We start from the raw sequence: 22408 nt of genomic DNA, 5'->3' as shown, positions 1-22408 counted from the left end.
CTCACGACGGCAGGCATGCCAACGTATTGAGAGAAATTCCACCTCTCTTCCCTCATTCTGTGCTTGTCACAGGAATCCAGTGCGCCCAAGTCATTCACCGCGCCGACGCGCGGTGGCTGGATTCCTGTGACAGGCACAGGAATGAGGGAGGCGAAGAAAAGGACGTTTCACCGCATCGCCTGACATACCTGACGTGGACACGCAGACAGCGCCCGGACGAGGAAACGAACCCGTCAGCTTTTCCGCGCAAGCTCCAGCAACTCCTTGTCACTCAGCGGCCGGACGATGCCGGTGCCCGTGGACACGGGAGAGAAGCCGAACATCTGGTAGAGCTGCAGCGCGCGGGGATGGTCGAGATTGTTGGTGGTGGTGGTGACGCGCTGCGGATTGAGCGTCCAGATGGCGTAGAGCGCCTGCAGCAGGAACCATTTGCCGATGCCGAGGCCGAGCGCATGTTCGATCAGGCCGAAATGGCTGAGCTCGATCGTGTCCTCGTCCTCGCAGAAATATTCATAGAAACCGGCGGGTGCGCCGTTCACGTAGAGGACGCTGATATTGTTGCGCTTGTCGTTCAGCGTGCCGGCAAGCTGCTCATCGCTCATGCGCAGCCGGTCCACCCATTGCCAGCGCGCGCCCACCTGCCGGTAGAGGTAGCGGTAGAAGGGCAGCGGTATCTCAGGCGCGCGCATGATCGCGGTCTGGATGTTGACGGGCACCGGCAGGCTCGCCTTCGGCGGCGCCGTCATTTCGAGCCGGGTGATATGAGCTTTCAGCGAAGCGGGCGTCTTCCCCATGGCGATCAGGCTTTATCAGGCGTCGGCGGGCCGGTGACGATGGGCGTATCCTCGCGGCTGCCCCATTCGCTCCACGAGCCGTCGTAAAGCTTGTTGTCGTGATGGCCGAGCGATTCCAGCGCCAGCGTGATGATCGCGGCCGTAATGCCCGAGCCGCAGGAGGTCACGACGGGCTTCGAGAGATCGATGCCGGCTTCCTCGATCGTCTGCCTTAGTTCGGGCAGCGACTTGAACCGGCCCTGGTTGGCGAATGTGCCGGAAGGCAGGCTGCGGGCGCCGGGCATATGGCCGGAGCGCATGCCGGCACGCGGCTCAGGCTCGGCGGCGGCAAAGCGGCCGGCGCTGCGGGCATCGGCGATCTGCATCGCGCCGCTCGAGACGATGTCGCGCATCGTTTCGAGCGTCACCACGCGGCTCTCGTCGAAGTCAGGCCTGAAGGTCGCCGGCGCATGGTTGGGCGCGGTGGTTTCCAGCGGCCGGCCCTCGGCCTTCCAGCCGTCGAGACCGCCGTCGAGTACGAAGACGTTCTTCGCGCCCATCACCCGGAACAGCCACCAGACGCGCGGCGAGGCGAACATGCCGATGCCGTCATAGACGACGATGCGGTCGTTCTCGCCGATGCCGAGCTTGCCGACCTCGGTGGCGAAATCATCGGGTGAGGGGATCGTGTGCGGCAGCGACGTCGAATGATCGGCGATCTTGTCCTGGTCGAAGCGGATGGCGCCGGGAATGTGGCCGGCCGCATATTCTGCATCGGCATCGCGCTTCTGCGCCGGCAGATAGAAGGAGGCGTCCAGCACGCGCAAATCCGGCTTGCCGAGTTCGGCCTGCAGCCAGTCGGCCGAGACGACGAAACGGCTCTTGGTCTCACTCATTATGGTCTCCCTTGATGGTCAGGCTTCGTCGCCGGGCGTACCGAAGCGGATGCGGAAGCGCCGGTTCTCCTTGCCCTTCTTCTCGATCTTGGCGATGTGAATCTGGCCGACTTCCTGTGTCTCGGAAACATGTGTGCCGCCGCAGGGCTGGCTGTCAATCGAGGAGTTCTCGCCGATGCAGACGAGGCTCACGCGCCCGAGCCCGATCGGCGGCCGCACGTTCTTCGATTTGACGATATCGGGGTTGGCCGCAAGCTCGTCGTCGGTGATCCACTGGAGATAAACTGGATGGTTCTGGCCGACCAGTTCCATCAGCTTTGATGTCACCTCGTCCTTGTCGATCGTCTCGCTCATGTCGAAATCGACGCGGCTTTCCTCCTCGCCGACGGCTGCTCCCGTTATCGGATAGGAGCAGACGACGGACAGCAGGTGGCAGGCCGTGTGCATGCGCATCAGCCTGTAGCGGCGCGGCCAGTCGACATGCAGCACCAGCGTCTCGCCGATTTCAGGCCGCGCCTCGCCGTCGCGCGGCACATGGATGATGATATCCTTGCTCGCACCGTGCTTGGTATGGCCGAGCGCGATCTTGCTGCCGTCGGCGCGCTCCAGCTCTCCGGTATCTCCCGGCTGGCCGCCTGACGTCGCATAGAAACAGGTTTGATCCAGTTCGATGCCCCCGTCCTCGTGAATGGCGGTGACGACCGCCTCGCATGTCGAGAGATAGAAATCGTCACGATAGAGGGCATTGACGGGCATGGGGTCTCACGCGGGTTCGTAAGGAACGTCTATCTCAGGTGACTTCGCCATCCAGCCCGGAACGGGCAGGCCCTTCGACACCAGGAAATCCGGGTTGAAGAGCTTCGACTGATAGCGGTTGCCATAATCGCAGAGGATCGTCACGACCGTATGGCCGGGCCCGAGATCCCGGGCGAGCTTGACCGCGCCGGCGATGTTGATCGCCGTCGAGCCGCCAAGGCACAGGCCTTCGTTCTCGACGAGGTCGAAGAGATAGGGAAGCGCCTCGGCATCGGAGACACGATAGGAGAAATCAGGCGTAAAGCCTTCGAGATTGGCGGTGATGCGGCCCTGGCCGATGCCCTCGGTGATTGAGGAGCCCTCGGATTTCAGCGTGCCGTTCTGGTAGAATTCAAAGAGAGCCGCACCATCGGGATCGGCGATGCCGATCTTGACGTCGGCATTGAAAGCCTTGAGGCCTGCGGCAACACCGGCCAGAGTGCCGCCGGAGCCAACGGAGCAAATGAAGCCGTCGATCTTGCCGTCGGTGTCTTTCCAGATTTCCCTGGCGGTCGTTTCGATATGCGCCTGGCGATTGGCGACGTTGTCGAACTGGTTTGCCCAGATCGCGCCGTTCGGCTCGGTCTTCGCCATCTGCTCGGCGAGCCGCCCGGATACCTTCACGTAGTTGTTCGGGTTCTTGTAGGGAACGGCGGGCACTTCGACGAGTTCGGCGCCGAGCAGCTTCAGCGCGTCCTTCTTTTCCTGGCTCTGCGTTTCCGGGATGACGATGACGGTGCGGTAGCCGAGCGCCTTGGCGACCAAGGTCAGCCCGATGCCGGTATTGCCGGCCGTGCCTTCGACGATGACGCCGCCGGGCCGAAGCAGGCCCTTCCGCTCCGCGTCGCGGATGATGTAGAGCGCGGCGCGATCCTTGACCGACTGGCCGGGGTTCAGGAACTCCGCCTTGCCGAGAATGGTGCAGCCTGTCGCCGCGGAAGCGCCCTTCAGTTTGATCAGGGGCGTATTGCCGATGGCTTCGAGGACGGAGGGGTGGAAGGTCATGGAATCTGCCTCTATTCGAACTCTTACTTTAGGAACGGTCTTTTCCCTTCACAAGGCTGTGTTGGCAAGAAATGCTATTCCATGCCTGTGGCGGACGCGATAAAATTTCGCTTTCCTTCCCCGAAATGCGTGGGGCCTGCAATAAGCCTCCGTCCGGGTGATCCGAAGATTGACTTTCCCCGTACGGATGACGACAAAGCCAAGCGGGGCGGCAACAGGGCGTGACCGAAACACAGATGGTTCACGGGCATATCGACACGATCGATGCATTGATGGCGCATTATGTGGCCGGCACCTTGCCTGAGCCGGCGCGTGTGCTCGTTCGGTCCCATCTCGAAATGAAAGCGGACAATCGCAGCTTTGTGAACGGCCTGGAACTGCTGGCCGGAGAGGCGCTGGAAAATGCTGCTGGAATTGCCATCGCCGAGCGGGACAGGCAGCTTCAGGCGATTTTTGCTTCCGCTTCTCCCATTCCCGAACCACCTACCTCCGCACGGCCGAAACCTGCGCTGTTTCCACGGGCATTGCGTGATCTCGTCGGCTTCGAAGCCGAGGACGTGCCCTGGCGCAAACGGCTGCCGGGCTTCAAGGAATATTCTCTCGACAGGGACGGCTGCGAGGTCAACCTGATGTGGATCCGCCCGGGCCGCGCCTTGCCGGCCCATACCCACAAAGGCATGGAGCTGATCCTCATCCTCGACGGCGCCTTCAACGATGAACGCGGCCATTTCGGCCCCGGCGACATCTCCATTGCCGACGAGACGGTCGAACACCGGCCGGTCGCCGAAGCGGACGGGCCCTGCATCGCCTTCACCGTTTCGGACGGCCCGGTCAGGCTCACGGGATCATTTCGTCAGATGATGAGCGACCTCATCGGCTGAAAGCAGCCACAATGGTGTGATAGAGCCATAAATCCGGGAGATGAGAGAACTTCCGGACCTGTTTTCGTGTTGATCAGGCAGAGCAGGAGGAACATGTCATGCGTGATTTCATCGCCCGTCCCGAACATGGAATCGTCTGGATCTCGGGCGCGAGTTCCGGCATCGGCCGGGCGCTCGCGCTGACGCTCGCCGCCGAAGGATACAAGGTCGCCGTCACCGCGCGGAGACATGAGGAATTGGTCGAGCTGCAGGCCGAGGCCAGCGGCCTTTCCGGCAGTATCATCGTGCTCGACGGCGACGTTACCGATGCCGAGGACATGGAACATGTCATGGCCTCCATCGAATACGAGCACGGCACGCTCGCCATGGCGATCTTCAATGCCGGCGTCTATGTGCCTGTTCATGCCGAGGATTTGCACCGCGCCGATTTCGAAAGGAGCTTCGCCGTCAATCTTTCCGGCGTCGTCAACTGCCTGTTGCCGGCGATCCGCCATATGAAGGCGAAAGGGCAGGGACAGATCGCCATCGTCTCCTCCGTCACAGGCTATGGCGGCCTGCCGACGGGTGCCGCCTATGGCGCCACCAAGGCGGCGTTGATCAACATGACCGAGAGCCTGAAGTTCGATCTCGACAAGATGGGTATCCGCATCCAGCTCGTCAGCCCGGGTTTCGTCGACACGCCGGCGATGAGGAAAAAAAACGCTTTTCCCATGCCAGCCCTGATATCGGCCGAAGAAGCCGCCCGGCAGATTGCCGCCGGATTGAAATCGCAGGCCTTCGAGATCAGTTTCCCGAAGCGCTTCACCACGCCGCTGAAGCTGGCGCGGCTGCTCCCCTACGGCGCTTACTTCGCGCTGGTGAACCGTATGACCGGCTGGCGGGAACGGCCGGCGGCGACTGGTCACCACCCGGCGACACCGCATCCGGTGAAATGATCAACGGCGCGAGAACACGACCTGGCGCACATCGATGTTGCGGGCGCGGAAGCCGGCTTCGCAATAGAACAGATAGAATTCCCAGAGCCGCTTGAAGCGATCGTCGAAGCCCATAGGGCGGATGCGTTCCCAGACCGACCAGAAACGCTCGCGCCATTCGGCGAGCGTCCGGGCATAGTCGAGCCCGAAGCTGAAGTCCCTGACTAGTGACAGGTCGACCTTGCCGGCCAAGTCGGCGAGATGGTTGCGCGTCGGCAGCATGCCGCCGGGGAAGACATATTTCTGGATGAAATCGGGATTGCTGCGATACTGGTCGAAGGATTCTGCGCTGATCGTGATGATCTGCAGGCCGGCCTTGCCGCCCGGCTTCAGACATTGCCGGAGTTTGGAGAAATAGGACGGCCAGTATTTTTCACCGACCGCCTCGAACATCTCGATCGAAACGATCCGGTCGTAAACCCCAGCCTCGTCGCGATAGTCCTGGAAACGGAATTCGACGCGATCCTCGAGGCCGGCTTTACGGATGCGCTCTTCGGCGAAGGAGAGCTGCTCGCGGCTGATGGTCAGGCCCGTTACCTTGCAGTTCAGCTCGCCGGCGGCGAATTCGGCAAAACCGCCCCAGCCGCAGCCGATCTCCAGCACGTGATCCCCGGGCCTGATGCCGGTCGCTTCGGCAAGCGCGCGGTACTTGGCGTTCTGCGCCGATTGCAGGTCGTTGGCGCCTGTGGAGTAGAGCGCGGAGGAGTACGTCATGCTCGGATCGAGCCATTGCTTGTAGAAATCGTTGCCGAGATCGTAATGGGCGGAGATGTTACGCCTGGAGCCCGTCCTGGTATTGGCGTTCATCCAGTGGCGCACACGCTCGACGAGGCGGCCGACGCCGTGCTTGCCATGCGCATAGCTGAAAGCGGCCTCGCCGTTGACGAGGAAGAGTTCGAGGAAGGCAGTGATGTCGGGACTGTCCCAGTCGCCGTCCATATAGGTCTCGGCGACCCCGATCGTCCCGCTCGTCAGCGCCCGGTAGGCAAGGTTCCAGTTGTGGAGGCTGAGTGCCGCCTTCGGCCCGGCCTTCTTTCCTTCGATCAGCAGCCTGCGGCCGTCGGGCAGGGTCACGGCAAGCGAACCGTGCTGCATGCGCAGAAGCCCGCGCAGCGCCAGCTTTGCCTTGAACGGCAGACCCTTCACGAGACGGGATATGTTTTCGGCCGTCAGCGTCACCGCGTCCCGGGCCAGCAGATTCCAGTCCTGCGCCTTGCTCATCTTCCTCCTCCAGCATTTTTTGCCGGTTAAGGACGATGACACATCCCTGACGATGTGCTCGGGCGGCCTCCGGCCATTACTTGAACGTTAATGTTATTCCGCTGCGTCCGCAAGTATATGGGGCCGGAGCCGATGACGGTGATCTTCAGCCGAGGCGGAGCGGGACGAAAATTGCTTCATGCGGCATCCCTCGTGGCTTTATAGGCCGCGAGCGCCCGGTCGCGGGCGCGGGCATGATCGACGATCGGCTCAGGATAGGTCTGGCCGAGGATGATGCCGGCCTCGTCGAGTACGCTCTTCGGCGCCTCGAAGGGCCGGTGAATGTATTTTGCCGTAAGCCCTCGAAGTTCCGGCACATGAGCCCTGACATAATCGCCGGCGGGATCGAATTTTTCCCCCTGCAGCACCGGATTGAAGATACGGAAGAAAGGCGAGGCGTCCGCTCCCGAGCCCGCCACCCATTGCCAGCTTGCCGCATTGTTAGCCGGGTCGGCATCGACAAGCGTATCCCGAAACCAGGCTTCGCCCCGGCGCCAGTCGATCATCAGGTCCTTGATGAGAAAGGAAGCAGCGATCATGCGCACGCGATTGTGCATCCAGCCGTGGCGCCAGAGCTGGCGCATGCCGGCATCGACGATCGGATAGCCGGTCATGCCGCGCCGCCACGCTTCGAAATCTTCGCCATCATCGCGCCATTCGAAGCCGTCGAAGCGATCGTTCCAGTTGGCCGAGGCAAGTCGCGGGAAATGGAAGAGCAGGTGATAGGAAAATTCGCGCCAGGCGATCTCCTTGCGGAAGTGCACGATGTCGGATGCCGGCACGCGTTTCGACAGGCCGCGCGTCGCATCCCATATGCGGGCAGGGGAAATCTCGCCGAGCGCCAGATGCGGCGACAGCATTGAAGTCGCTTGCTTGGCGGGATAGTCGCGGTTTTCTTTGTAACCATCGAGAGCTTCCTCGACGAAGGAGCCGAGCCTCTCCTGCGCGCCTTCTTCGCCCGGCGTCCAGAGATCGACGAAATCTCTTGCCCAATCCGGCTTCGTCGGCAGCAGCTTCCAGCTTGCCAGGCTTTCCGACGCCGGAAGTTTTGATGCCAGCCGCAGCTTTGAGGGTGCGTCCAGCGGCGGCTTCGGTTCGCCGGTCTTCTCCAGCGCACGCCAGAACGGCGTGTAGACGCGATAGGGTGCGCCGCTGCCGGTCATCAGCCTGGAGGGTTCATGCAGCAACTGACCGCCGAAGCTCCTTGCATCTATCGCCTGCTTTTCCAGCTCCTGCTTGATGCGGATGTCGACAGCGATCCCCGGCGGATCGTAGCGCCGGTTCCAAAAGACGGCTTCGGCACCGCTATCCCTGATGATGGTGCAGAGCACCTCCAGCGCCTGGCCGCTTGCAAGGAGCAGTCGTCCGCCCCGCTTGAGCAGCGACCCGTCGAGTGCTTCGAGCGAATGGTGCAGCCACCATGCCTGGGCAGCGCCGGGCGGAGCGGCGCCTGTCCCGGCTTCCCTGATATAAAGCGGGATGACCGGCCGCCCCGAGAGGTGGGCAGCGTTGAGAGCCTGGTTGTCGTCAAGGCGCAAGTCCTTGCGAAACCAGAGAATAACCGGTTTTAGCCCGTCCTGTGCCAATGAAGCCTTTCCCCCTATTTGTGCGACATCCTACGGATGTACGGAACGCCCGGATCAAAAGTTTCATCCGGAACGACGTTCTTCATCACCGTCACGACGGAAAAAAGGCCGGCGTGAACCGGCCTTTTACGCAAGCGAAGGTCGGCTTGCTCAGTTGTCGTATTCGCGGCAGGCTCCGCTGATCGATGCGCCGCTCTGGCCGCCGCGCGTGTCGACGCCCGACATCTGCTGGGGCATGCCAGGGCATTCCATCGCCTGCGGTCGGCCGATGCTCTGTGTCGTCATCGGATCGACCGGGGCGACACGCACCGGATACATGCCGTTGTCATCATTGGTGTAATCGGATGAATAGTTACCCGAACTCGGATCGGTCGAGCCGCCATTCGTCGGCCCGATGGGATCCGGGTTCGACTGGGCAAAGGCTGACGATGCCATGCCGATCGCGAGCAGCGAAGCGGCAATAAGGGATTTGGTCATAAGGATATCCTCCTTTGATTTTCATCTGGGATGACCTTTGGGTAACTGCCCCTCGGAATCATTGTTCCGAAATTTCTGAAAAACCTGCGCTGGTGCCCGCATGCCGGCGCATGGTTAGGCGTAAACCTTAACGGGTGAAGCCGCTGGATCGGCGCTGTCGCCTGCCTTAGTGGCATGACAGAACCCAATCCGCAGCATGAGGCCGCAATGTTCGTTTCCCTGCGCGAGGCCGCAGATCTCTGTCTCCAGATCGCCCTTGCCATCACCTTTACGGCAAGCGGCATGGCGATCGCCTCATGTGCCTTGGGCGGCGAAAAGGCCGGCATATCGGCGCTCGATGTCAGCCGCCCCTCGCTTTGGACTGCCGTTCCTATGCATATCGATCCACTCGCACAGTCCTACCTGCGCGCCGATGCTCCCGCCGAACTGGAACTTGCCGCCGGCGCCGATGAACTGTGTCACGACCAGATCGGCTTGCGCCTCTCCTGCGACCTGATCACCACCGGCACAGCCTTTTAGGCGCTCAGCGCGCACGGCCGGCGGCCGGCGCCTGTACGGGCAGCATCGTCGACGCCTTGATGTCCTTCAGCACGAACATCGTATGCATCTCCTTGATGCCGGGCAGGCGACGGATCACGGTCATCGCGAATTCGGCGTAACTGTCGAGATCGGCTGCAACCACCTGCAGCAGAAAATCGGCTTCGCCGGCGACGGAATAGCAGGCGATGACCGCCTCCAGTTCACCGACTTCGCGCTCGAACCGCTCGGCCTCGTCATGGGAATGCGTGTCGATCTGCACACGCACGAAGGCGAGGACGCCGAGGCCGACGGCGCGGCGATCGATGACGGCCTGATAACCGCGGATGACACCGGCCTCCTCCAATCTTTTCACCCTGCGCCAACAGGGCGAGGTCGACATCCCCACGCGTTCTGCAAGCTCCTGATTGGTCAGCCGTCCCTCGCTCTGCAACGCCTTCAATATGCGGATATCGCCCGGCTCGAAATCCATGATCGGTATGTCCTTTCGATTTTTCCCGATTGTCGGGTAGATCCTACCAAATGCGTGGGCGGGACGACAGGAATAGGCAGGATATTTCTCCGGCTTTCGATAAATTCGAAATAGAACGAAGAACGGAGAACGATGAATGACAAGTGAGGACTGGCGTGTCGCGGTGATCGTCGAGCCGGCGCTGCCTGCCGGCGAACTCGCCAATACGGTTGCGGTGCTGTCGATCGGCCTCGGCGCTGCGGTGCCCGCACTGGCCGGCACGCGACTGACCGACCAGGCAGGACGGATATTTCATATCAGCGCCAACAAGCCGGTTCCGGTGCTGCAGGCGGCAGCCGCGGATCTCAGATCGCTGTTGCTGAAGGCTCTCCCGGCGCCTGACGGCGCGCTGGTCGTGCCGTTTCCGCGTTTTGCCCGCGCCTTGCACGTCTATGCCGACTATGAGGCGTCGATGCCGAAACGCGACCTGTCTTCGGAAGCCATCGACGGCGTTGGGCTCGCCGGCCCGACGAAGTGGGTACGCTCGCTGACGGGTTCGCTGAAGCTGCTGCGTTGATAAATGTCTCCGGATGGAGATATGGCTGGCATCTCCGGGCGAAAGCTTGCAAACGGCAATGATTTACCGTTTGATCGGGTGATAGCGACATTCATCCGATGCTCTTCCCTAAAAAGGATCCGCCTTTGTCCCTGCCGATGCCCCGCGGCTTCGAGAAGCCTTATGCCGCCTTCCTGTTCGATATGGACGGCACCATCCTCAACTCGATCCGTGCGGCTGAACGCGTGTGGAGCGACTGGGCAAGACGCCATGGCCTCGATGTCGTGGACTTTTTGCCGAAGATGCACGGCTCGCGCGGCATCGATACGATCACCCGGCTGAACCTGCCCGGGGTCGATCCCGAACACGAAGCAAGACTGGTGACAGAGGCTGAGATCGCCGATGTCGGCGATGTCGTTGCCATTCCGGGGGCGGCGACATTCCTGAGTTCGCTGCCGCCGGATCGCTGGGCGATCGTCACGTCCTCGCCCTTGCGTCTTGCCCGCCGGCGGCTGGAAGCGGCAGGCCTGCCGCAGCCGAAATTCATGGTGACGGCGGAGGACGTGAAGGCCGGAAAACCCGATCCGCAATGTTACATTCTGGGCGCTGAACGCCTCGGTGTCAGCACGCGTGATTGCCTGGTGTTCGAAGACGTCGCCGCCGGAATTGCAGCCGGCGAGGCGGCCGGCGCCGATGTCATGGTCGTCACGGCAACCCATCAGCACAAGATGGAGACGGCCCATCCGACCCTCTCATCCTATGACGAGTTTTCCGTCCGCATTGACGCCGATCGTAAAATACTGATCGTCTCGAACGCGGCCTGACGGCAGGCCGCGCGGTCTCACTCCGCGGCGGCCGCAAGACAGCGATCGATGATCCTGCCGATTTCGCTGCGGCAGGAGCCGCAATTGGTTCCGGCGCTCGTTTCCTTGCCGACCGCTTCGACGCTGTGGCATCCGCCGCGCACGGCGGCGGCGATCTGATTGACCCCGACGCTGAAGCACGAGCAGACGGTCGCACCCGGATCCGGCCTGCCGGCCCCGGGACGGCCTGCGACGAGCGCGAAGCGCTTCCTGAGGTCGCCATGAGAGATGGTAAGCTGCGAGATCGCCCAGTTGCGCGCGACGGCGACCGGTTCGCGTGCGAGGAACAGCGCGGCAAGCAGGGTCTCGCCATCGAAGAAGGCAAGCCTGAGGTCGCCGGATTGCCGATCGGCATAGCCGAGCGGCTCGATTTCATCAGGAATGGCAAAGACCGCGCGGCACCAGGCTACCCAGTCTTCGACGGCTTCGCTGAAAGCAAGCTCCAGCCGCCAGCCGCCGACAGCTTTGGCCAGCGCCCAATAGCCTGCGTCGGGCGTAGCAGGTTTTACGGCCGAGACGGCGAAACCGTAATGGGTGGCGCCAAAGGGACAAATGGCGACGGCGACGTTCTTCGAGGCCGGCTGACCGGAAAAGGGGTCGGTGATCGGCGCGACGAGGGCATCGATCCGCGCTTTTGCCGCGAACTGATCGTTCCAGTGCATCGGCGCAAAGATGCCGCCGCGCGCCTGGCGATCGGTCACCAGGGCGCGGACGATAGCCTTGCCATGGGGGCTTTCGATCTCGACGAGACCGGCGCTTGATATGCCGTTCTCCATCGCGTCGCGAGGATGGATTTCCGCGAAAGGCTCGGCGATATGGGCCGAGAGCCGCGCGCTCTTTCCGGTCCGCGTCATCGTATGCCACTGGTCGCGGATGCGCCCGGTATTCATCGTGAAGGGGAAATCGGCATTGGTGCGGTCCGTTGCGGGCGGCTGCACCGCGACGAAGCGTGCCTTGCGGTCGGGATGGAAGAAACCGCCTTCGGCGAAGAAACGGGTGACGCCGGGTGCGGCTCCTGCCGGCTGCGGCCACTGGAAAGGTGAAAGCTCGTCATAGGCGCCGCCGGCAATATCGGCGCGGGCGCCGATGTCGAAATCGCGGCTGCCGTCATTTTCGAAGGCGGAGAGGGCGGCATGTTCCGCAAAGATCCCGACCGGCGCATCGAAGTCGAAGGCGTCGGCGAATCCCATGCGGCGGGCGACTTCCGCAAGCTGCCACCAATCGGCCTTTGCATCGCCGGGGACGTCAAGGAATGGCCGCTGCCGTGAGATGCGCCGCTCGGAATTGGTGACGGTGCCGTCCTTCTCGCCCCAGCCGAGCGAGGGTAGAAGCACATGCGCGTGCCGGGTCGTATCCGTCTCTTTCAGGATGTCGGATACGACGACGAAGGGACAGGCGGCGATCGCGCTTTCGACGCTGTCGGCATCCGGCATCGAGACGACGGGATTGGTGGCCATGACCCAGAGCGCCTTGATGCGCCCGTCGGCGACCGCGCGGAACATGTCGACCGCCTTCAGGCCGGGCTTGGCGGCGATGACCGGCGAGTTCCAGAAGCGCTGCACGCGGTCGCGATCCTCAGGATTCTCGATCGCCATATGGGCGGCGAGCATGTTGGCAAGGCCGCCGACCTCGCGGCCGCCCATGGCGTTCGGCTGGCCGGTCAGCGAGAACGGCCCCATGCCCGGCCGGCCGATGCGGCCGGTCGCGAGATGACAGTTGAGGATGGCATTGACCTTGTCGGTGCCGGAGGAGGACTGGTTGACGCCCTGGCTATAGCAGGTCACGACTTTCTCAGTCGTCTCGAACAGCCGGAAAAATTCCCGGATCTGCATGGCCGGCAGGCCGGTCCGTTCCAGCAGATCGTTGATATCGAGCGTTGTGGCGGCCGCAAAAGCTTCGGCGAAACCTTCCGTATGGGCGGCGATATAGTTCTGGTCGATTGCCGGGCTTGTCGCGAGATGGGCAAGCAGTCCCATGAACAGCGCGACGTCGCCATCCGGGCGGATTGCCAGATGCAGGTCGGCGATGTCGCATGTCATCGTCCGGCGCGGATCGATGACGACGATCCGCATGCTTGGCCGCGCCGCCTTTGCGGCTGCAAGCCGCTGGTAGATGACGGGATGGCACCAGGCGAGGTTGGAGCCGGTCAGGACCACCAGATCCGCCAGTTCGATATCCTCATAGGTGCCGGGCACCGTGTCGGCGCCGAAGGCGCGGCGATGCCCCGCCACGGAGGAGGACATGCACAGCCGCGAGTTGGTGTCGATGTTGGCCGAGCCGATGAAACCCTTCATCAGCTTGTTGGCGAGGTAATAATCTTCGGTCAGCAACTGACCCGAGACGTAGAAGGCAACCGAATCCGGCCCGTATTTGGCGATCGTTTCCGAAAAACGCTGGGCAACGAGATCAAGCGCCTCGTCCCAGCCGCTTTTTTCACCTGATATTTCCGGATAGAGAAGCCGGCCGTCGAGATCGATCGTTTCGGCAAGCGCCGAGCCCTTCGAGCAGAGCCGGCCGAAATTCGACGGATGCTCGGGATCGCCCTTGACGCTGACCGCGCCGGCCTCGTCGACCGTGGCGAGCACGCCGCATCCGACGCCGCAGTAGGGACAGGTGGTCTTGACCTCTGTCGTCATCTATTCCGCCGCCATCATCAGGCTTTCGAGCGCGATGAAGAGGGCGCCGTCTTCATTGCGGATCGGTATGGTCCGCACCGCGCCCTCGTCGGCGCCGAGCGCCTTGCCGGTTTCGAGAGAGATCACCCAGTTGTGCAGCGGGCAGGTGACGGCCTTGGCATGCACGATGCCCTGGGAGAGCGGGCCGCCCTTGTGCGGGCAGTGATCCTCGATGGCAAAGACCTCGTTTTCGGCCGTGCGGAAGACGGCGATCTTGCCCTGCGGCGTCTTCACGCAACGCGCGCCGCGCAGCGGGATGTCGGAGATGTCGCCGATCGGATGCCAGTTTTCATTGGGCCAGGTCATATCAATCTCCTTACTCGGCAGCCTGCGGATAGCCGACCGTCGCCATCGGCTTGAATTCATGCTTGTCCTTGCCGGAAACGCGCTCCGACCAGGGATCGACCTGTGCGAATTTCTGGCTGAAGACGAAGCGGTCGTAATAGGCTTTGCGCTTCTCGCCGTCGTCCATGATCTGGCGGCGGATTTCATCGAGGCCGACGCGCTTGGCCCACTTGTAGATGCGCTCGAGGTAGCGGGCCTGCTCGCGGTACATCTGCGTCAAAGCCACGATATGCTCCAGCGCTTCGTCCTCGCTCTTCACGAGGCCGAGCACCTCAGTGCCCTTGATGTCGAGACCGGCGGCGCCTGCGAAATGGATCTCGAAACCGGAATCGACGCAGATGACCCCGATATCCTTGCAGGTGGCCTCGGCACAGTTTCGCGGACAGCCGGAGACGGCCATCTTGAGTTTGGCCGGCGTCCAGGAACCCCACATGAATTTCTCGATGCGGATGCCGAGCCCGGTGGAATCCTGCGTGCCGAAGCGGCACCAGTCGGAACCGACACAGGTCTTCACCGTGCGCAGGCCCTTGGCATAGGCTTGCCCGGAGATGAAGCCGGCCTTGCCGAGATCGGCCCAGACGGCGGGCAGATCTTCCTTCTCGATGCCGAGCAGGTCGATGCGCTGGCCGCCCGTCACCTTGACCAGCGGGATCTCGAACTTGTCGACGACATCGGCGATGGCGCGAAGCTCGTTCGAATTGGTGACGCCGCCCCACATGCGGGGAACGACGGAATAGGTGCCGTCCTTCTGGATGTTGGCATGCACACGCTCATTGATGAAGCGCGACTGGTAGTCGTCGGCATATTCGTCCGGCCAGTCGCAGACGAGGTAATAGTTGAGCGCCGGTCGGCATTTGGCGCAGCCGCAGGAGGTCTTCCATTCCAGCTCCTGCATGACGGCCGGAATGGTCTTCAGCCCCTTCGCCTTGATCAGCCGGCGGACATCGTCATGGCCGAGTTCGGTGCAGTTGCACATCGGCTGCACGGCAGCCGGATTGTAGCTGTCGCCGAGCGTCAGCGCCATCAGCTGCTCGACGAGGCCGGTGCAGGAGCCGCACGAGGCGGATGCCTTGGTGTGGGCGCGCACGTCATCGAGCGACGTCAGCCCCTTGCTGGTGATGGTCGAGGTGATCTTACCCTTGCAGACGCCGTTGCAGCCACAGATCTCCGCGTCATCCGGCAAGGCTGCAACGGCCGCCATAGGGTCCAGCGGCGACCCTCCCTGATAGGCCTGTCCGAAGATAAGCGTCTCGCGCATCTCGGAAATGTCGGTGGCCTTCTTCTTCAGATCGTTGAACCAGGCGCCATCGGCGGTTTCGCCGTAAAGCACGGTGCCGATGATCTTGTTGTCCTTCAGCACCAGGCGCTTGTAGACGCCGGCGCTGGCATCGCGCAGCACGATCTCCTCGCGGTCGTCGCCATCGGCGAAATCGCCGAGCGAATAGAGCTCGATGCCGGTGACCTTGAGTTTGGTTGGCGTGTCCGCGTGGACGAAGGCCGGCGAGCGATCGCCGGAGAGATGCGCGGCGGCGATACGGGCCATTTCATAGAGCGGCGCGACGAGGCCGTAGACCATGCCGCCCACCTCGGCGCATTCGCCGAGCGCCAGGATATCGCCATCCGAAGTCTGCATGCCGGCATCGACGACGATGCCGCGATTGACCGCAAGGCCGGCGTCTTTCGCCAGGCCGACACTCGGGCGAATGCCGACTGCCATCACGACGAGCGTTGCCGGGATGATGCGGCCGTCGTCGAGTTCGATGCCCTCGACCTTGCCGTTGCCGATGATCGCCTTGGTGTTGGCCTTGCAGATCACCTTGATGCCGCGTTCCTCGACCGCCTTCTGCAGGAGATAGCCGGCTGCCGGATCGAGTTGGCGCTCCATCAGCGTCGGCATGACATGCAGCACGGTGACGTCCATGCCGCGCTGGGCAAGGCCGGCCGCCGCCTCAAGGCCGAGCAGGCCGCCGCCGATGACGACTGCCTTTTCACGCGACTGGGCGGCAAGCAGCATGGCCTGCACGTCGTCGAGGTCGCGATAGGTGATGACGCCGGGCAGGTCCTTGCCTGGAACCGGGATGATGAAGGGCACGGAGCCGGTGGCGATCACCAGCTTGTCGTAGCTTTCGGTGACGCCATGGTCTGACGTGACGGTCTTGGCGTCACGGTCGATGTTGACGATCCTATGGCCCTTGTAGAGCGTGATGCCGTGCTTGATATACCAGCCGTCACCATGAATGATGATCTGCTCGTAGTCCTTTTCGCCCGAGAGAACAGGCGACAGCATGATGCGGTCGTAGTTGACGCGCGGCTCGGCATTGAAGATCGTAACTTCATAGCGACCGGGCGACTGCTCGAAGAGGTGCTCCAGCATGCGCCCCGGGGCCATGCCATTGCCGATGATGACGAGTTTTTCAGTCATATGTCCAAGTCCTTGGATTAGGTTGCAGCCACGGGCGCCGAGTGCGCCCGGCGCGACAGTTGCTTGACGGACAGGTGCATCCAGATGAGCGAGATGGCGACGATTGCGAAGAGCAGCAGGAAGCAGCTGGACCAGAGGCCGGTCATGTCCTTCAGGAGGCCGAAGGCGATCGGCAGGATGAAGCCGCCGAGGCCGCCCATCATCCCGACGACGCCGCCGACGGCGCCGACGCTTTCAGGGTAGTAGGCCGGAATGTGCTTGTAGACGGCAGCCTTGCCGAGGCTCATGAAGAAGCCGAGCACGAAGATGACGACGATGAAGACCACAGGCGTGATGGTCGAAGCCGGCAGCGACAGGACGAGCGTGGCGACCGCCGACACGGCAAACATCGCATACATGACGCTGCGCGCGCCCTTCTTGTCCGACAGCACGCCGCCGAAGGCGCGGAAGATGCTGCCCGGAATGGAGTAGGCGGCTGCGACCATGCCGGCGGTTTCCAGGTTGAAGCCGTAGACGCCGACCAGATAGCGCGGCAGCCACAAGGACAGGGCGACGAAGCCTCCGAAGGCGAAGAAATAGTAGAGCGAGAAGCGCCAGACCTGAACGTTCTGCAGCGGTGCGAATTCCTGGGCAAGGCTCTTGGAAGCGGCGCCGCGTTCGCGGCGAAGACGGAAAGCCGGATCATCGGTCGTGGTGAACCAGAAGACGATCGCCATCAGCGCGAGGCCAACGGCCCAGATCTGCGCGACCGCCTGCCAGCCCCATGCGATCAGCACGAAGGGAGCGGCGAATTTGGTCACGGCTGCGCCGACATTGCCGGCGCCGAAGACGCCGAGCGCGGTTCCCTGCTTCTCCGCAGGGAAGAAGGGCGAGACATAGGCGACGCCGACTGCAAAGGAGCCGCCGGCAAGGCCGACGCCGAGGCCGGCGATCAGCATCTGCGGATAGGTTTGAGCGTAGGAGAGAAGAAAGGTCGCCAGGGCGGCGGAAAGCATGGTCAGCGTGTAGACGAGACGGCCGCCGTAGCGCCCCGTCCAGATGCCGAGGACGATGCGCACGAGCGAACCGGTCAGCACGGGTGTGCCGACCAGCAATCCGAATTCGGCTTCGTTCAAACCGAGGTCCTGCTTGATGCGAATGCCGATGATCGCGAAGATCGTCCAGACGGCAAAACAGAGGGTGAAAGCAAGAGTGGAGATCCACAATGCTTTGGCTGGTTCGCCGGCAGACATGGGCTGCGCTTTCTCGATGACAGACATGGCTTCTCCGTGGCCCGACAAGGTCGTGCCGATCCATTGCTGAGGGTTAAAACAAAAAGCCGCTGATCAGGATGCGCTTGCACGAGGCGCGCGAATTATCCTGATCAGCGGCTTTGCTGGTGGCGCCCGCCGTTGGGCGCCCAATCATTGGCCTTCCGGCCTATCTATCTCAATGCAATCCCGATGCCGGGTTGCCGAACATTTGATCCATTGCGACTTACCTTCGCGTCGCAGCGTAACTCCCGTGTCCCTTATGGGCGCTTTCGCGTGCCCATTCTGCGCTGATCGCCGTTGATCCGTGCAGTATTATCAAAGCAAGCCCCGTGCCAATTCTCTTGAATTTTTCCAATCAATTGAAATCAAAGGATTTTCTGGCAAACTGCTTCTTGCCTGTTTTTCATGCTGGCGGTAGGTGTGCAAATCTTTTGTGCGCCGCGGTAGGGCGAGTGCCGATCGTTGCTGGCGTTTTGTGCAGACCGGCCCGGCATCAGATTTCGTCGCTGCCGGGGGTGAAGGACAGGGCGCTCCTGACGGCAAAGCCTGCGACGTAACCCGGCAGCTCTGTGGGATCGAAGACCTTGCCGTCCATGAAGCGGTCGCCCTCTTCGCTGCCCTCGATGCGGATATCGGCGTCATCGGGTGCGTTCTTGTCGCCGAGAGCTGCACGGTAGAGATCCGGACGGTAGGCGGACGTCGCGGCCCGTGCCTTGTTGAGGCTGGTCTCCGCCTGTCCCCAGCGGATCATCTGACTGTAGATCCACAAGGCATGGCTCGGTCTTGGATAATTGGCGAAGCCGGCATGGAACTGGAAATAATCCGGGATGACGCGCCGGTTGCTCTTGGCGTCGAGGCTGAATTCGCCGGCGAGCACGCGGCGGATGATGTCGACCGGGGCGGCGATATAGCGGGGGTCGGCAAGCGCTGCCGCCAGCGCGTCGTGATTCTCCGACCGGTCGCACCAGCGGGCCGCCGCATCGAGCGCCACGATCAGCCGGGAAACGGTTTCCGGATGGCTTTCCGTCCAATCCGGCCGCATTCCGATCACCTTTTCCGGAGCCGAAGGCCAGATGTCCTGTTTGGCGGCGACGATACGGCCGAGGCCCCGCTCCGAGGCGACCATGTTCCACGGAGCGCCGACGCAGAATCCGTCGATCGCGCCGGCCGCCAGCGCATCCGAAGTCATGGGCGGCGGTACGACGACCAGCTTGACGTCCCTGTCGGGATCGATGCCGCCGGCTGCCAGCCAGTAACGGAATTCGTAATTGTGCGAGGAGAAGGGATATGTAACCCCGAAGGTCGGCATCGGCTCTCCGCGCGCCTTCATTGCCGCCAGTACCGTTGCCAGCGCACGGGCATTGTCGAGGGCGTTTGCCGCTTCCGCCAATCCGGCCTCATTCCGCATCCGATCGAAAAGCCGCGCCGACAGCGTGATCGCGTTACCGCCGCGGCCCAGCGAGAAGGGCGTAATCGTCGGCGAGGGATTGGAGCCGAGGCCGAGCATGGAAGCGACGGGCATCGGCGACAGCATATGAGCGATATCGAATTGACGGAACGCCAGCCGATCGCGGACATTCGCCCAGGAGACGTCCTTGACGAGATCGAGCGTCAGGCCTTCCTTCCTGATAAATCCGAATTCCACCGCAGCGATCAGCACCGATGCATCGACGAGCGGAATGAAGCCCGCCCGCAGCACTTTCGACCCTTCACTGTTCACACGTGCGGGCGAGGGCAGCCCGCCGCTGAAATTGGCGGTATTCGTCATCATATCCACTCCGGTTTCCTCCGGAAATTCGCCAGTTCGGCCATCACATCAGAAGTCCCGCGGCGGTGACGACGCTCTGGGCAATTTCCGACATCTTCTTCTTTTCGTTCATCGCCGTCTGGCGCAGCAGGGCGAAGGCCTCCTCTTCGGACAGGCCGCGCATCTTCATGAGTATGCCCTTGGCGCGCTCGATCAGCTTGCGTTCCTCAAGCGCCGAGCGGGCATCTGCGAGTTCCCGCCGCAGCCGGCTGAAGGCGTTGAAGCGGCTGACGGCCATGTCGAGGATCGGCTTGACGCGTTCCTTCTTCAAGCCGTCGACGATATAGGCCGAGACACCGGCCTCGACGGCGGCCTCGATCGAGGCCGTATCGGAGCGATCGACGAACATGGCGATTGGCCGGCTGACCGTGCGCGTCAGCTGGAACAGATGCTCCATCATGTCGCGGTTGGGGTTCTCGATATCGATGATGATCACGTCGGGCATCAGCGTTTCGATGATTCGGGCGATCCCGTTTACCTCGTGCACCACGGTGACGCGCACATGCCCTGCCTCGCGCAGTCCTTCCTCGATGATGGAAGCGCGAATGGCATTTTCGTCGATCACCAGTATTGTCAGATCGCGGTGCGTCATCGTCTATTTATGACGCGCTGCAGCAATTTTGGCAAGATATAAGCCTGAAAATTGTGCACAAATAGATATGCCTAAAAATTAATCGATATGCCGCAGTTTCAGGCGCACGGCAAAGCCGGAATTCTTCACCGTGCTGTCGGCACTTGTCCTGAGCTTGGCGCGATGGCGGTGCTGAGTTGCCTCTTCGATCGCGCATCTGCCGGAAAAATAATGCCGCAGCAGCCCGGAAATCGAAAGAGCATGCCTTCGGTTATCGTGATATATAATTTAGTTAAAATCCTGGAATGGGAAGTTTAACCGTCGGTTGGCGCTTGCCTTGATGATTGCATCCTCGCGACCGCTTCCGGCGGATGGTCCCATGGCCTCGATTTGAGATGAACGAGATTTAACACAAGGCTTTGGAGGGCCGACCATGAGCTTGCGTATCAACGATATTGCCCCCGATTTTACCGCCGACACCACGCAGGGACCGATCAGCTTCCACGATTGGATCGGCAACGGCTGGGCCGTCCTGTTCTCCCACCCGAAGAATTTCACGCCCGTCTGCACGACGGAGCTCGGCGCGATGGCCGGCCTTGCGGGGGAATTTTCCAAGCGTGGTGCCAAGATCATCGGCATCTCCGTCGATCCCGTCGAAAGCCATGCCAAGTGGAAGGGCGACATCAAGACGGCAACCGGCTTCGACGTCGAATATCCGCTGATCGGCGACAAGGACCTCAAGGTCGCCAAGCTCTACGACATGCTGCCGGCCGGCGCCGGCGACAGCTCCGAAGGCCGCACGCCTGCCGACAATGCGACGGTGCGTTCGGTTTTCATCATCGGCCCGGATAAGAAGATCAAGCTGATCCTGACCTATCCGATGACGACGGGCCGGAATTTCAACGAGATCCTGCGCGCCATCGATTCCATCCAGCTGACCGCCAAGCATCAGGTGGCGACGCCGGCGAACTGGAACCAGGGCGAGGACGTCATCATCACTGCCGCGGTTTCCAACGAAGACGCGATCACGCGGTTCGGCTCCTTCGATACGGTTCTGCCCTATCTCAGGAAGACGAAGCAGCCGACGGCCTGATCGTTGGTTCAAACTGTTCCTCAAGCCGCCGCGGCCATATGGCCCGGCGGCTTTTTCGTATCAGCTTGAATTCAGGCGCAGATATGGAATTGGGGAAGCGTCGAGACGTCATCGATGCTATCTAGGATTCAGCGTCGCGATGGAAGGTCGAACCTGCTGAGATCCGATGAGAGGGCGAAAGCGTCAGTCCGGCACTGGGAGGAGATCGGCGAAGGCCCTGCTTTCGCTCTGCCTCCTATTTTCTCAGGTAGACACGGGACAGGCCCAGCCGGAAGGCGGCGATGCGCCGCCGGCCTGTCTCTATTCGGGGCCTTCGGCGTCGGCATCGGGCGAGACGCTTTGTATCCGCAAGGAGAGCTTCAATTACGATCTCTGCGTGGCGATCGAGCATTTCGCCGAGGCCAATCAATTGCCGCCGGATTATTTTGCCCGTCTCATCTGGCGGGAGAGCACCTTTCGCCCCGATGCGGTCAGCATCAAAGGCGCGCAGGGGATTGCACAGTTCATGCCGGGAACGGCAAAGCTCCGCGGCCTCGAAGACAGCTATCAGGTGTTGGAAGCGCTCAGGAAATCGGCCCAATACCTCGATGAATTGCGCAATCGTTTCGGCAATCTCGGCCTTGCCGCCGCTGCTTACAATGCCGGCGAAAATGGCCTCGCCTCCTACCTTACGTCAGGAAGATTACCTTACGAAACGCGCAGCTATGTCGTGGCGATCACGGCGCACACGGTCGAGGAATGGAAGAATAACCCGCCGGAAGAAGCGGCTGCCCCGCTCGACAAGGACAAGTCCTTCCTCGACAGCTGCGTGGCGCTTGCCGAAAGGCGGACTTTGAGAGACGCGCCCTGGCGTCCGGAAGGCGATTGGGCTCCGTGGGGCGTCCAGCTTGCGGCGCATGCCGATGTCGCGATGGCCCGGCGCCTGTTCCTCGATGCCGTACAGGATCTGCCCGCGCCCTTGAATGGGGAGCAGCCGCTGATTCTCCGCCAGCGCGACCGCAGCTTCGGTTTTCGCCCGCGTTATGTCGCCCGTATCGCCAGGCAGACGCGCGTGGAAGCCAATGACGTCTGCACCCAGATCCGCAAGCGTGGCGGCACCTGCCTCGTATTTAAGAATAGATAGCGCTGCCGTTCCACCCGCTTCCGCTGACGAAATGTCTCCTTGCAGAACCGCGCAGCCACGCCACA

General features: G+C 62.1%; 21 protein-coding genes. 7 read left to right on the top strand and 14 right to left on the bottom strand.

The genetic code is table 11. The features are described from left to right. Positions 1-233 precede the first annotated feature (233 nt). The 4 genes from ATY78_RS03630 to ATY78_RS03615 are packed head-to-tail and all read right to left on the bottom strand — an operon-like array spanning position 234 to position 3469. Entirely contained in the window at positions 234-794 is a 561-nt protein-coding gene (locus ATY78_RS03630; protein WP_088680983.1) for a GNAT family N-acetyltransferase, read from the bottom strand. A gap of 5 nt (positions 795-799) precedes the next feature. Next, positions 800-1669: a 3-mercaptopyruvate sulfurtransferase gene (gene sseA / locus ATY78_RS03625; protein WP_088680982.1), complete on the bottom strand. Its 870-nt coding sequence runs from the start codon at positions 1667-1669 to the stop codon at positions 800-802. 18 nt (positions 1670-1687) lie between these two features. Continuing rightward, positions 1688-2425 (bottom strand): alanyl-tRNA editing protein, encoded by a 738-nt coding sequence (locus ATY78_RS03620; protein WP_088680981.1) that lies wholly within the window; start codon positions 2423-2425, stop codon positions 1688-1690. 6 nt (positions 2426-2431) lie between these two features. Continuing rightward, positions 2432-3469, bottom strand: a complete 1038-nt coding sequence (locus tag ATY78_RS03615; RefSeq protein ID WP_088680980.1) for a cysteine synthase A — start codon at positions 3467-3469, stop codon at positions 2432-2434. A 221-nt stretch (positions 3470-3690) separates the two neighbouring features. Between ATY78_RS03615 and ATY78_RS03610 the strand changes: the two genes are divergently transcribed. Beyond that, complete coding sequence (locus ATY78_RS03610; protein ID WP_190237379.1) at positions 3691-4350, top strand: ChrR family anti-sigma-E factor; 660 nt, start codon at positions 3691-3693, stop codon at positions 4348-4350. Between the two features lie 98 nt (positions 4351-4448). After that, complete coding sequence (locus ATY78_RS03605; protein WP_088680978.1) at positions 4449-5285, top strand: SDR family NAD(P)-dependent oxidoreductase; 837 nt, start codon at positions 4449-4451, stop codon at positions 5283-5285. On the opposite strand, the gene ATY78_RS03600 is transcribed toward ATY78_RS03605, so the two are convergent. From ATY78_RS03600 to ATY78_RS03590, 3 genes are all read right to left on the bottom strand, one after another. Next, entirely contained in the window at positions 5286-6545 is a 1260-nt protein-coding gene (locus ATY78_RS03600) for a cyclopropane-fatty-acyl-phospholipid synthase family protein (RefSeq protein WP_088680977.1), read from the bottom strand. A gap of 176 nt (positions 6546-6721) precedes the next feature. Then, on the bottom strand, positions 6722-8170 hold the full coding sequence (locus tag ATY78_RS03595; RefSeq protein ID WP_088680976.1) for a deoxyribodipyrimidine photo-lyase: 1449 nt from the start codon (positions 8168-8170) through the stop codon (positions 6722-6724). Between the two features lie 150 nt (positions 8171-8320). Beyond that, on the bottom strand, positions 8321-8647 hold the full coding sequence (locus ATY78_RS03590; protein ID WP_088680975.1) for a hypothetical protein: 327 nt from the start codon (positions 8645-8647) through the stop codon (positions 8321-8323). Between the two features lie 207 nt (positions 8648-8854). Here ATY78_RS03590 and ATY78_RS03585 point away from each other — a divergent pair, with 207 nt between their 5' ends. Then, positions 8855-9166, top strand: coding sequence for a hypothetical protein (locus tag ATY78_RS03585; protein ID WP_088681040.1), 312 nt, complete (start codon positions 8855-8857; stop codon positions 9164-9166). 4 nt (positions 9167-9170) lie between these two features. Here ATY78_RS03585 and ATY78_RS03580 read toward each other — a convergent pair whose 3' ends face one another. Beyond that, the gene (locus ATY78_RS03580) at positions 9171-9656 is read right to left on the bottom strand and encodes an Lrp/AsnC family transcriptional regulator (RefSeq protein WP_088680974.1); all 486 of its coding nucleotides are present in this window, start codon (positions 9654-9656) and stop codon (positions 9171-9173) included. 136 nt (positions 9657-9792) lie between these two features. Between ATY78_RS03580 and ATY78_RS03575 the strand changes: the two genes are divergently transcribed. Both ATY78_RS03575 and ATY78_RS03570 read left to right on the top strand, forming a co-directional pair. Then, positions 9793-10212 (top strand): DUF2000 domain-containing protein, encoded by a 420-nt coding sequence (locus ATY78_RS03575; protein ID WP_088680973.1) that lies wholly within the window; start codon positions 9793-9795, stop codon positions 10210-10212. A gap of 125 nt (positions 10213-10337) precedes the next feature. Further along, positions 10338-11015, top strand: coding sequence for an HAD-IA family hydrolase (locus tag ATY78_RS03570; RefSeq protein WP_088681039.1), 678 nt, complete (start codon positions 10338-10340; stop codon positions 11013-11015). A gap of 17 nt (positions 11016-11032) precedes the next feature. Here the strand turns inward: ATY78_RS03570 and ATY78_RS03565 are convergent, their stop codons facing one another. From ATY78_RS03565 to ATY78_RS03540, 6 genes are all read right to left on the bottom strand, one after another. After that, the gene (locus ATY78_RS03565) at positions 11033-13690 is read right to left on the bottom strand and encodes a nitrate reductase (protein ID WP_088680972.1); all 2658 of its coding nucleotides are present in this window, start codon (positions 13688-13690) and stop codon (positions 11033-11035) included. Continuing rightward, positions 13691-14035 carry a nitrite reductase small subunit NirD gene (gene nirD, locus ATY78_RS03560; RefSeq protein WP_088680971.1) on the bottom strand — a complete coding sequence of 115 codons (345 nt, stop codon included), beginning with the start codon at positions 14033-14035 and terminating at the stop codon, positions 13691-13693. A 10-nt stretch (positions 14036-14045) separates the two neighbouring features. Further along, positions 14046-16496 (bottom strand): nitrite reductase large subunit NirB, encoded by a 2451-nt coding sequence (gene nirB / locus ATY78_RS03555; protein ID WP_088680970.1) that lies wholly within the window; start codon positions 16494-16496, stop codon positions 14046-14048. Between the two features lie 17 nt (positions 16497-16513). Continuing rightward, positions 16514-17755: a nitrate/nitrite transporter gene (locus ATY78_RS03550; RefSeq protein WP_088680969.1), complete on the bottom strand. Its 1242-nt coding sequence runs from the start codon at positions 17753-17755 to the stop codon at positions 16514-16516. Positions 17756-18242: 487 nt separating this feature from the next. Beyond that, positions 18243-19526 (bottom strand): CmpA/NrtA family ABC transporter substrate-binding protein, encoded by a 1284-nt coding sequence (locus tag ATY78_RS03545; RefSeq protein WP_190237378.1) that lies wholly within the window; start codon positions 19524-19526, stop codon positions 18243-18245. 34 nt (positions 19527-19560) lie between these two features. Beyond that, the gene (locus ATY78_RS03540) at positions 19561-20148 is read right to left on the bottom strand and encodes an ANTAR domain-containing response regulator (RefSeq protein WP_088680967.1); all 588 of its coding nucleotides are present in this window, start codon (positions 20146-20148) and stop codon (positions 19561-19563) included. A gap of 412 nt (positions 20149-20560) precedes the next feature. Between ATY78_RS03540 and ATY78_RS03535 the strand changes: the two genes are divergently transcribed. Continuing rightward, entirely contained in the window at positions 20561-21220 is a 660-nt protein-coding gene (locus ATY78_RS03535; RefSeq protein ID WP_088680966.1) for a peroxiredoxin, read from the top strand. Positions 21221-21386: 166 nt separating this feature from the next. Continuing rightward, on the top strand, positions 21387-22343 hold the full coding sequence (locus ATY78_RS03530) for a lytic transglycosylase domain-containing protein (protein ID WP_088680965.1): 957 nt from the start codon (positions 21387-21389) through the stop codon (positions 22341-22343). Positions 22344-22408 lie beyond the last annotated feature (65 nt).

Origin of the sequence: Rhizobium sp. R635 (assembly GCF_002211285.1) — a bacterium.
In the GTDB taxonomy this organism is placed as follows: domain Bacteria; phylum Pseudomonadota; class Alphaproteobacteria; order Rhizobiales; family Rhizobiaceae; genus Rhizobium.
The sequence above is the reverse complement of the archived record's forward strand: the minus strand, read 5'-3'. Positions and strand labels throughout refer to the sequence as shown.

Coding starts and splice junctions, on each gene's coding strand:
- ATY78_RS03605 (WP_088680978.1), top strand. CDS start 4,449: ATGCGTGATTTCATCGCCCGTCCCGAACATGGAATCGTCTGGATCTCG.
- ATY78_RS03585 (WP_088681040.1), top strand. CDS start 8,855: ATGTTCGTTTCCCTGCGCGAGGCCGCAGATCTCTGTCTCCAGATCGCC.
- ATY78_RS03565 (WP_088680972.1), bottom strand. CDS start 13,690: ATGACGACAGAGGTCAAGACCACCTGTCCCTACTGCGGCGTCGGATGC.
- ATY78_RS03615 (WP_088680980.1), bottom strand. CDS start 3,469: ATGACCTTCCACCCCTCCGTCCTCGAAGCCATCGGCAATACGCCCCTG.
- ATY78_RS03580 (WP_088680974.1), bottom strand. CDS start 9,656: ATGGATTTCGAGCCGGGCGATATCCGCATATTGAAGGCGTTGCAGAGC.
- nirB (WP_088680970.1), bottom strand. CDS start 16,496: ATGACTGAAAAACTCGTCATCATCGGCAATGGCATGGCCCCGGGGCGC.
- ATY78_RS03600 (WP_088680977.1), bottom strand. CDS start 6,545: ATGAGCAAGGCGCAGGACTGGAATCTGCTGGCCCGGGACGCGGTGACG.
- ATY78_RS03530 (WP_088680965.1), top strand. CDS start 21,387: ATGAGAGGGCGAAAGCGTCAGTCCGGCACTGGGAGGAGATCGGCGAAG.
- ATY78_RS03575 (WP_088680973.1), top strand. CDS start 9,793: ATGACAAGTGAGGACTGGCGTGTCGCGGTGATCGTCGAGCCGGCGCTG.
- sseA (WP_088680982.1), bottom strand. CDS start 1,669: ATGAGTGAGACCAAGAGCCGTTTCGTCGTCTCGGCCGACTGGCTGCAG.
- ATY78_RS03630 (WP_088680983.1), bottom strand. CDS start 794: ATGGGGAAGACGCCCGCTTCGCTGAAAGCTCATATCACCCGGCTCGAA.
- ATY78_RS03550 (WP_088680969.1), bottom strand. CDS start 17,755: ATGTCTGTCATCGAGAAAGCGCAGCCCATGTCTGCCGGCGAACCAGCC.
- nirD (WP_088680971.1), bottom strand. CDS start 14,035: ATGACCTGGCCCAATGAAAACTGGCATCCGATCGGCGACATCTCCGAC.
- ATY78_RS03535 (WP_088680966.1), top strand. CDS start 20,561: ATGAGCTTGCGTATCAACGATATTGCCCCCGATTTTACCGCCGACACC.
- ATY78_RS03620 (WP_088680981.1), bottom strand. CDS start 2,425: ATGCCCGTCAATGCCCTCTATCGTGACGATTTCTATCTCTCGACATGC.
- ATY78_RS03540 (WP_088680967.1), bottom strand. CDS start 20,148: ATGACGCACCGCGATCTGACAATACTGGTGATCGACGAAAATGCCATT.
- ATY78_RS03590 (WP_088680975.1), bottom strand. CDS start 8,647: ATGACCAAATCCCTTATTGCCGCTTCGCTGCTCGCGATCGGCATGGCA.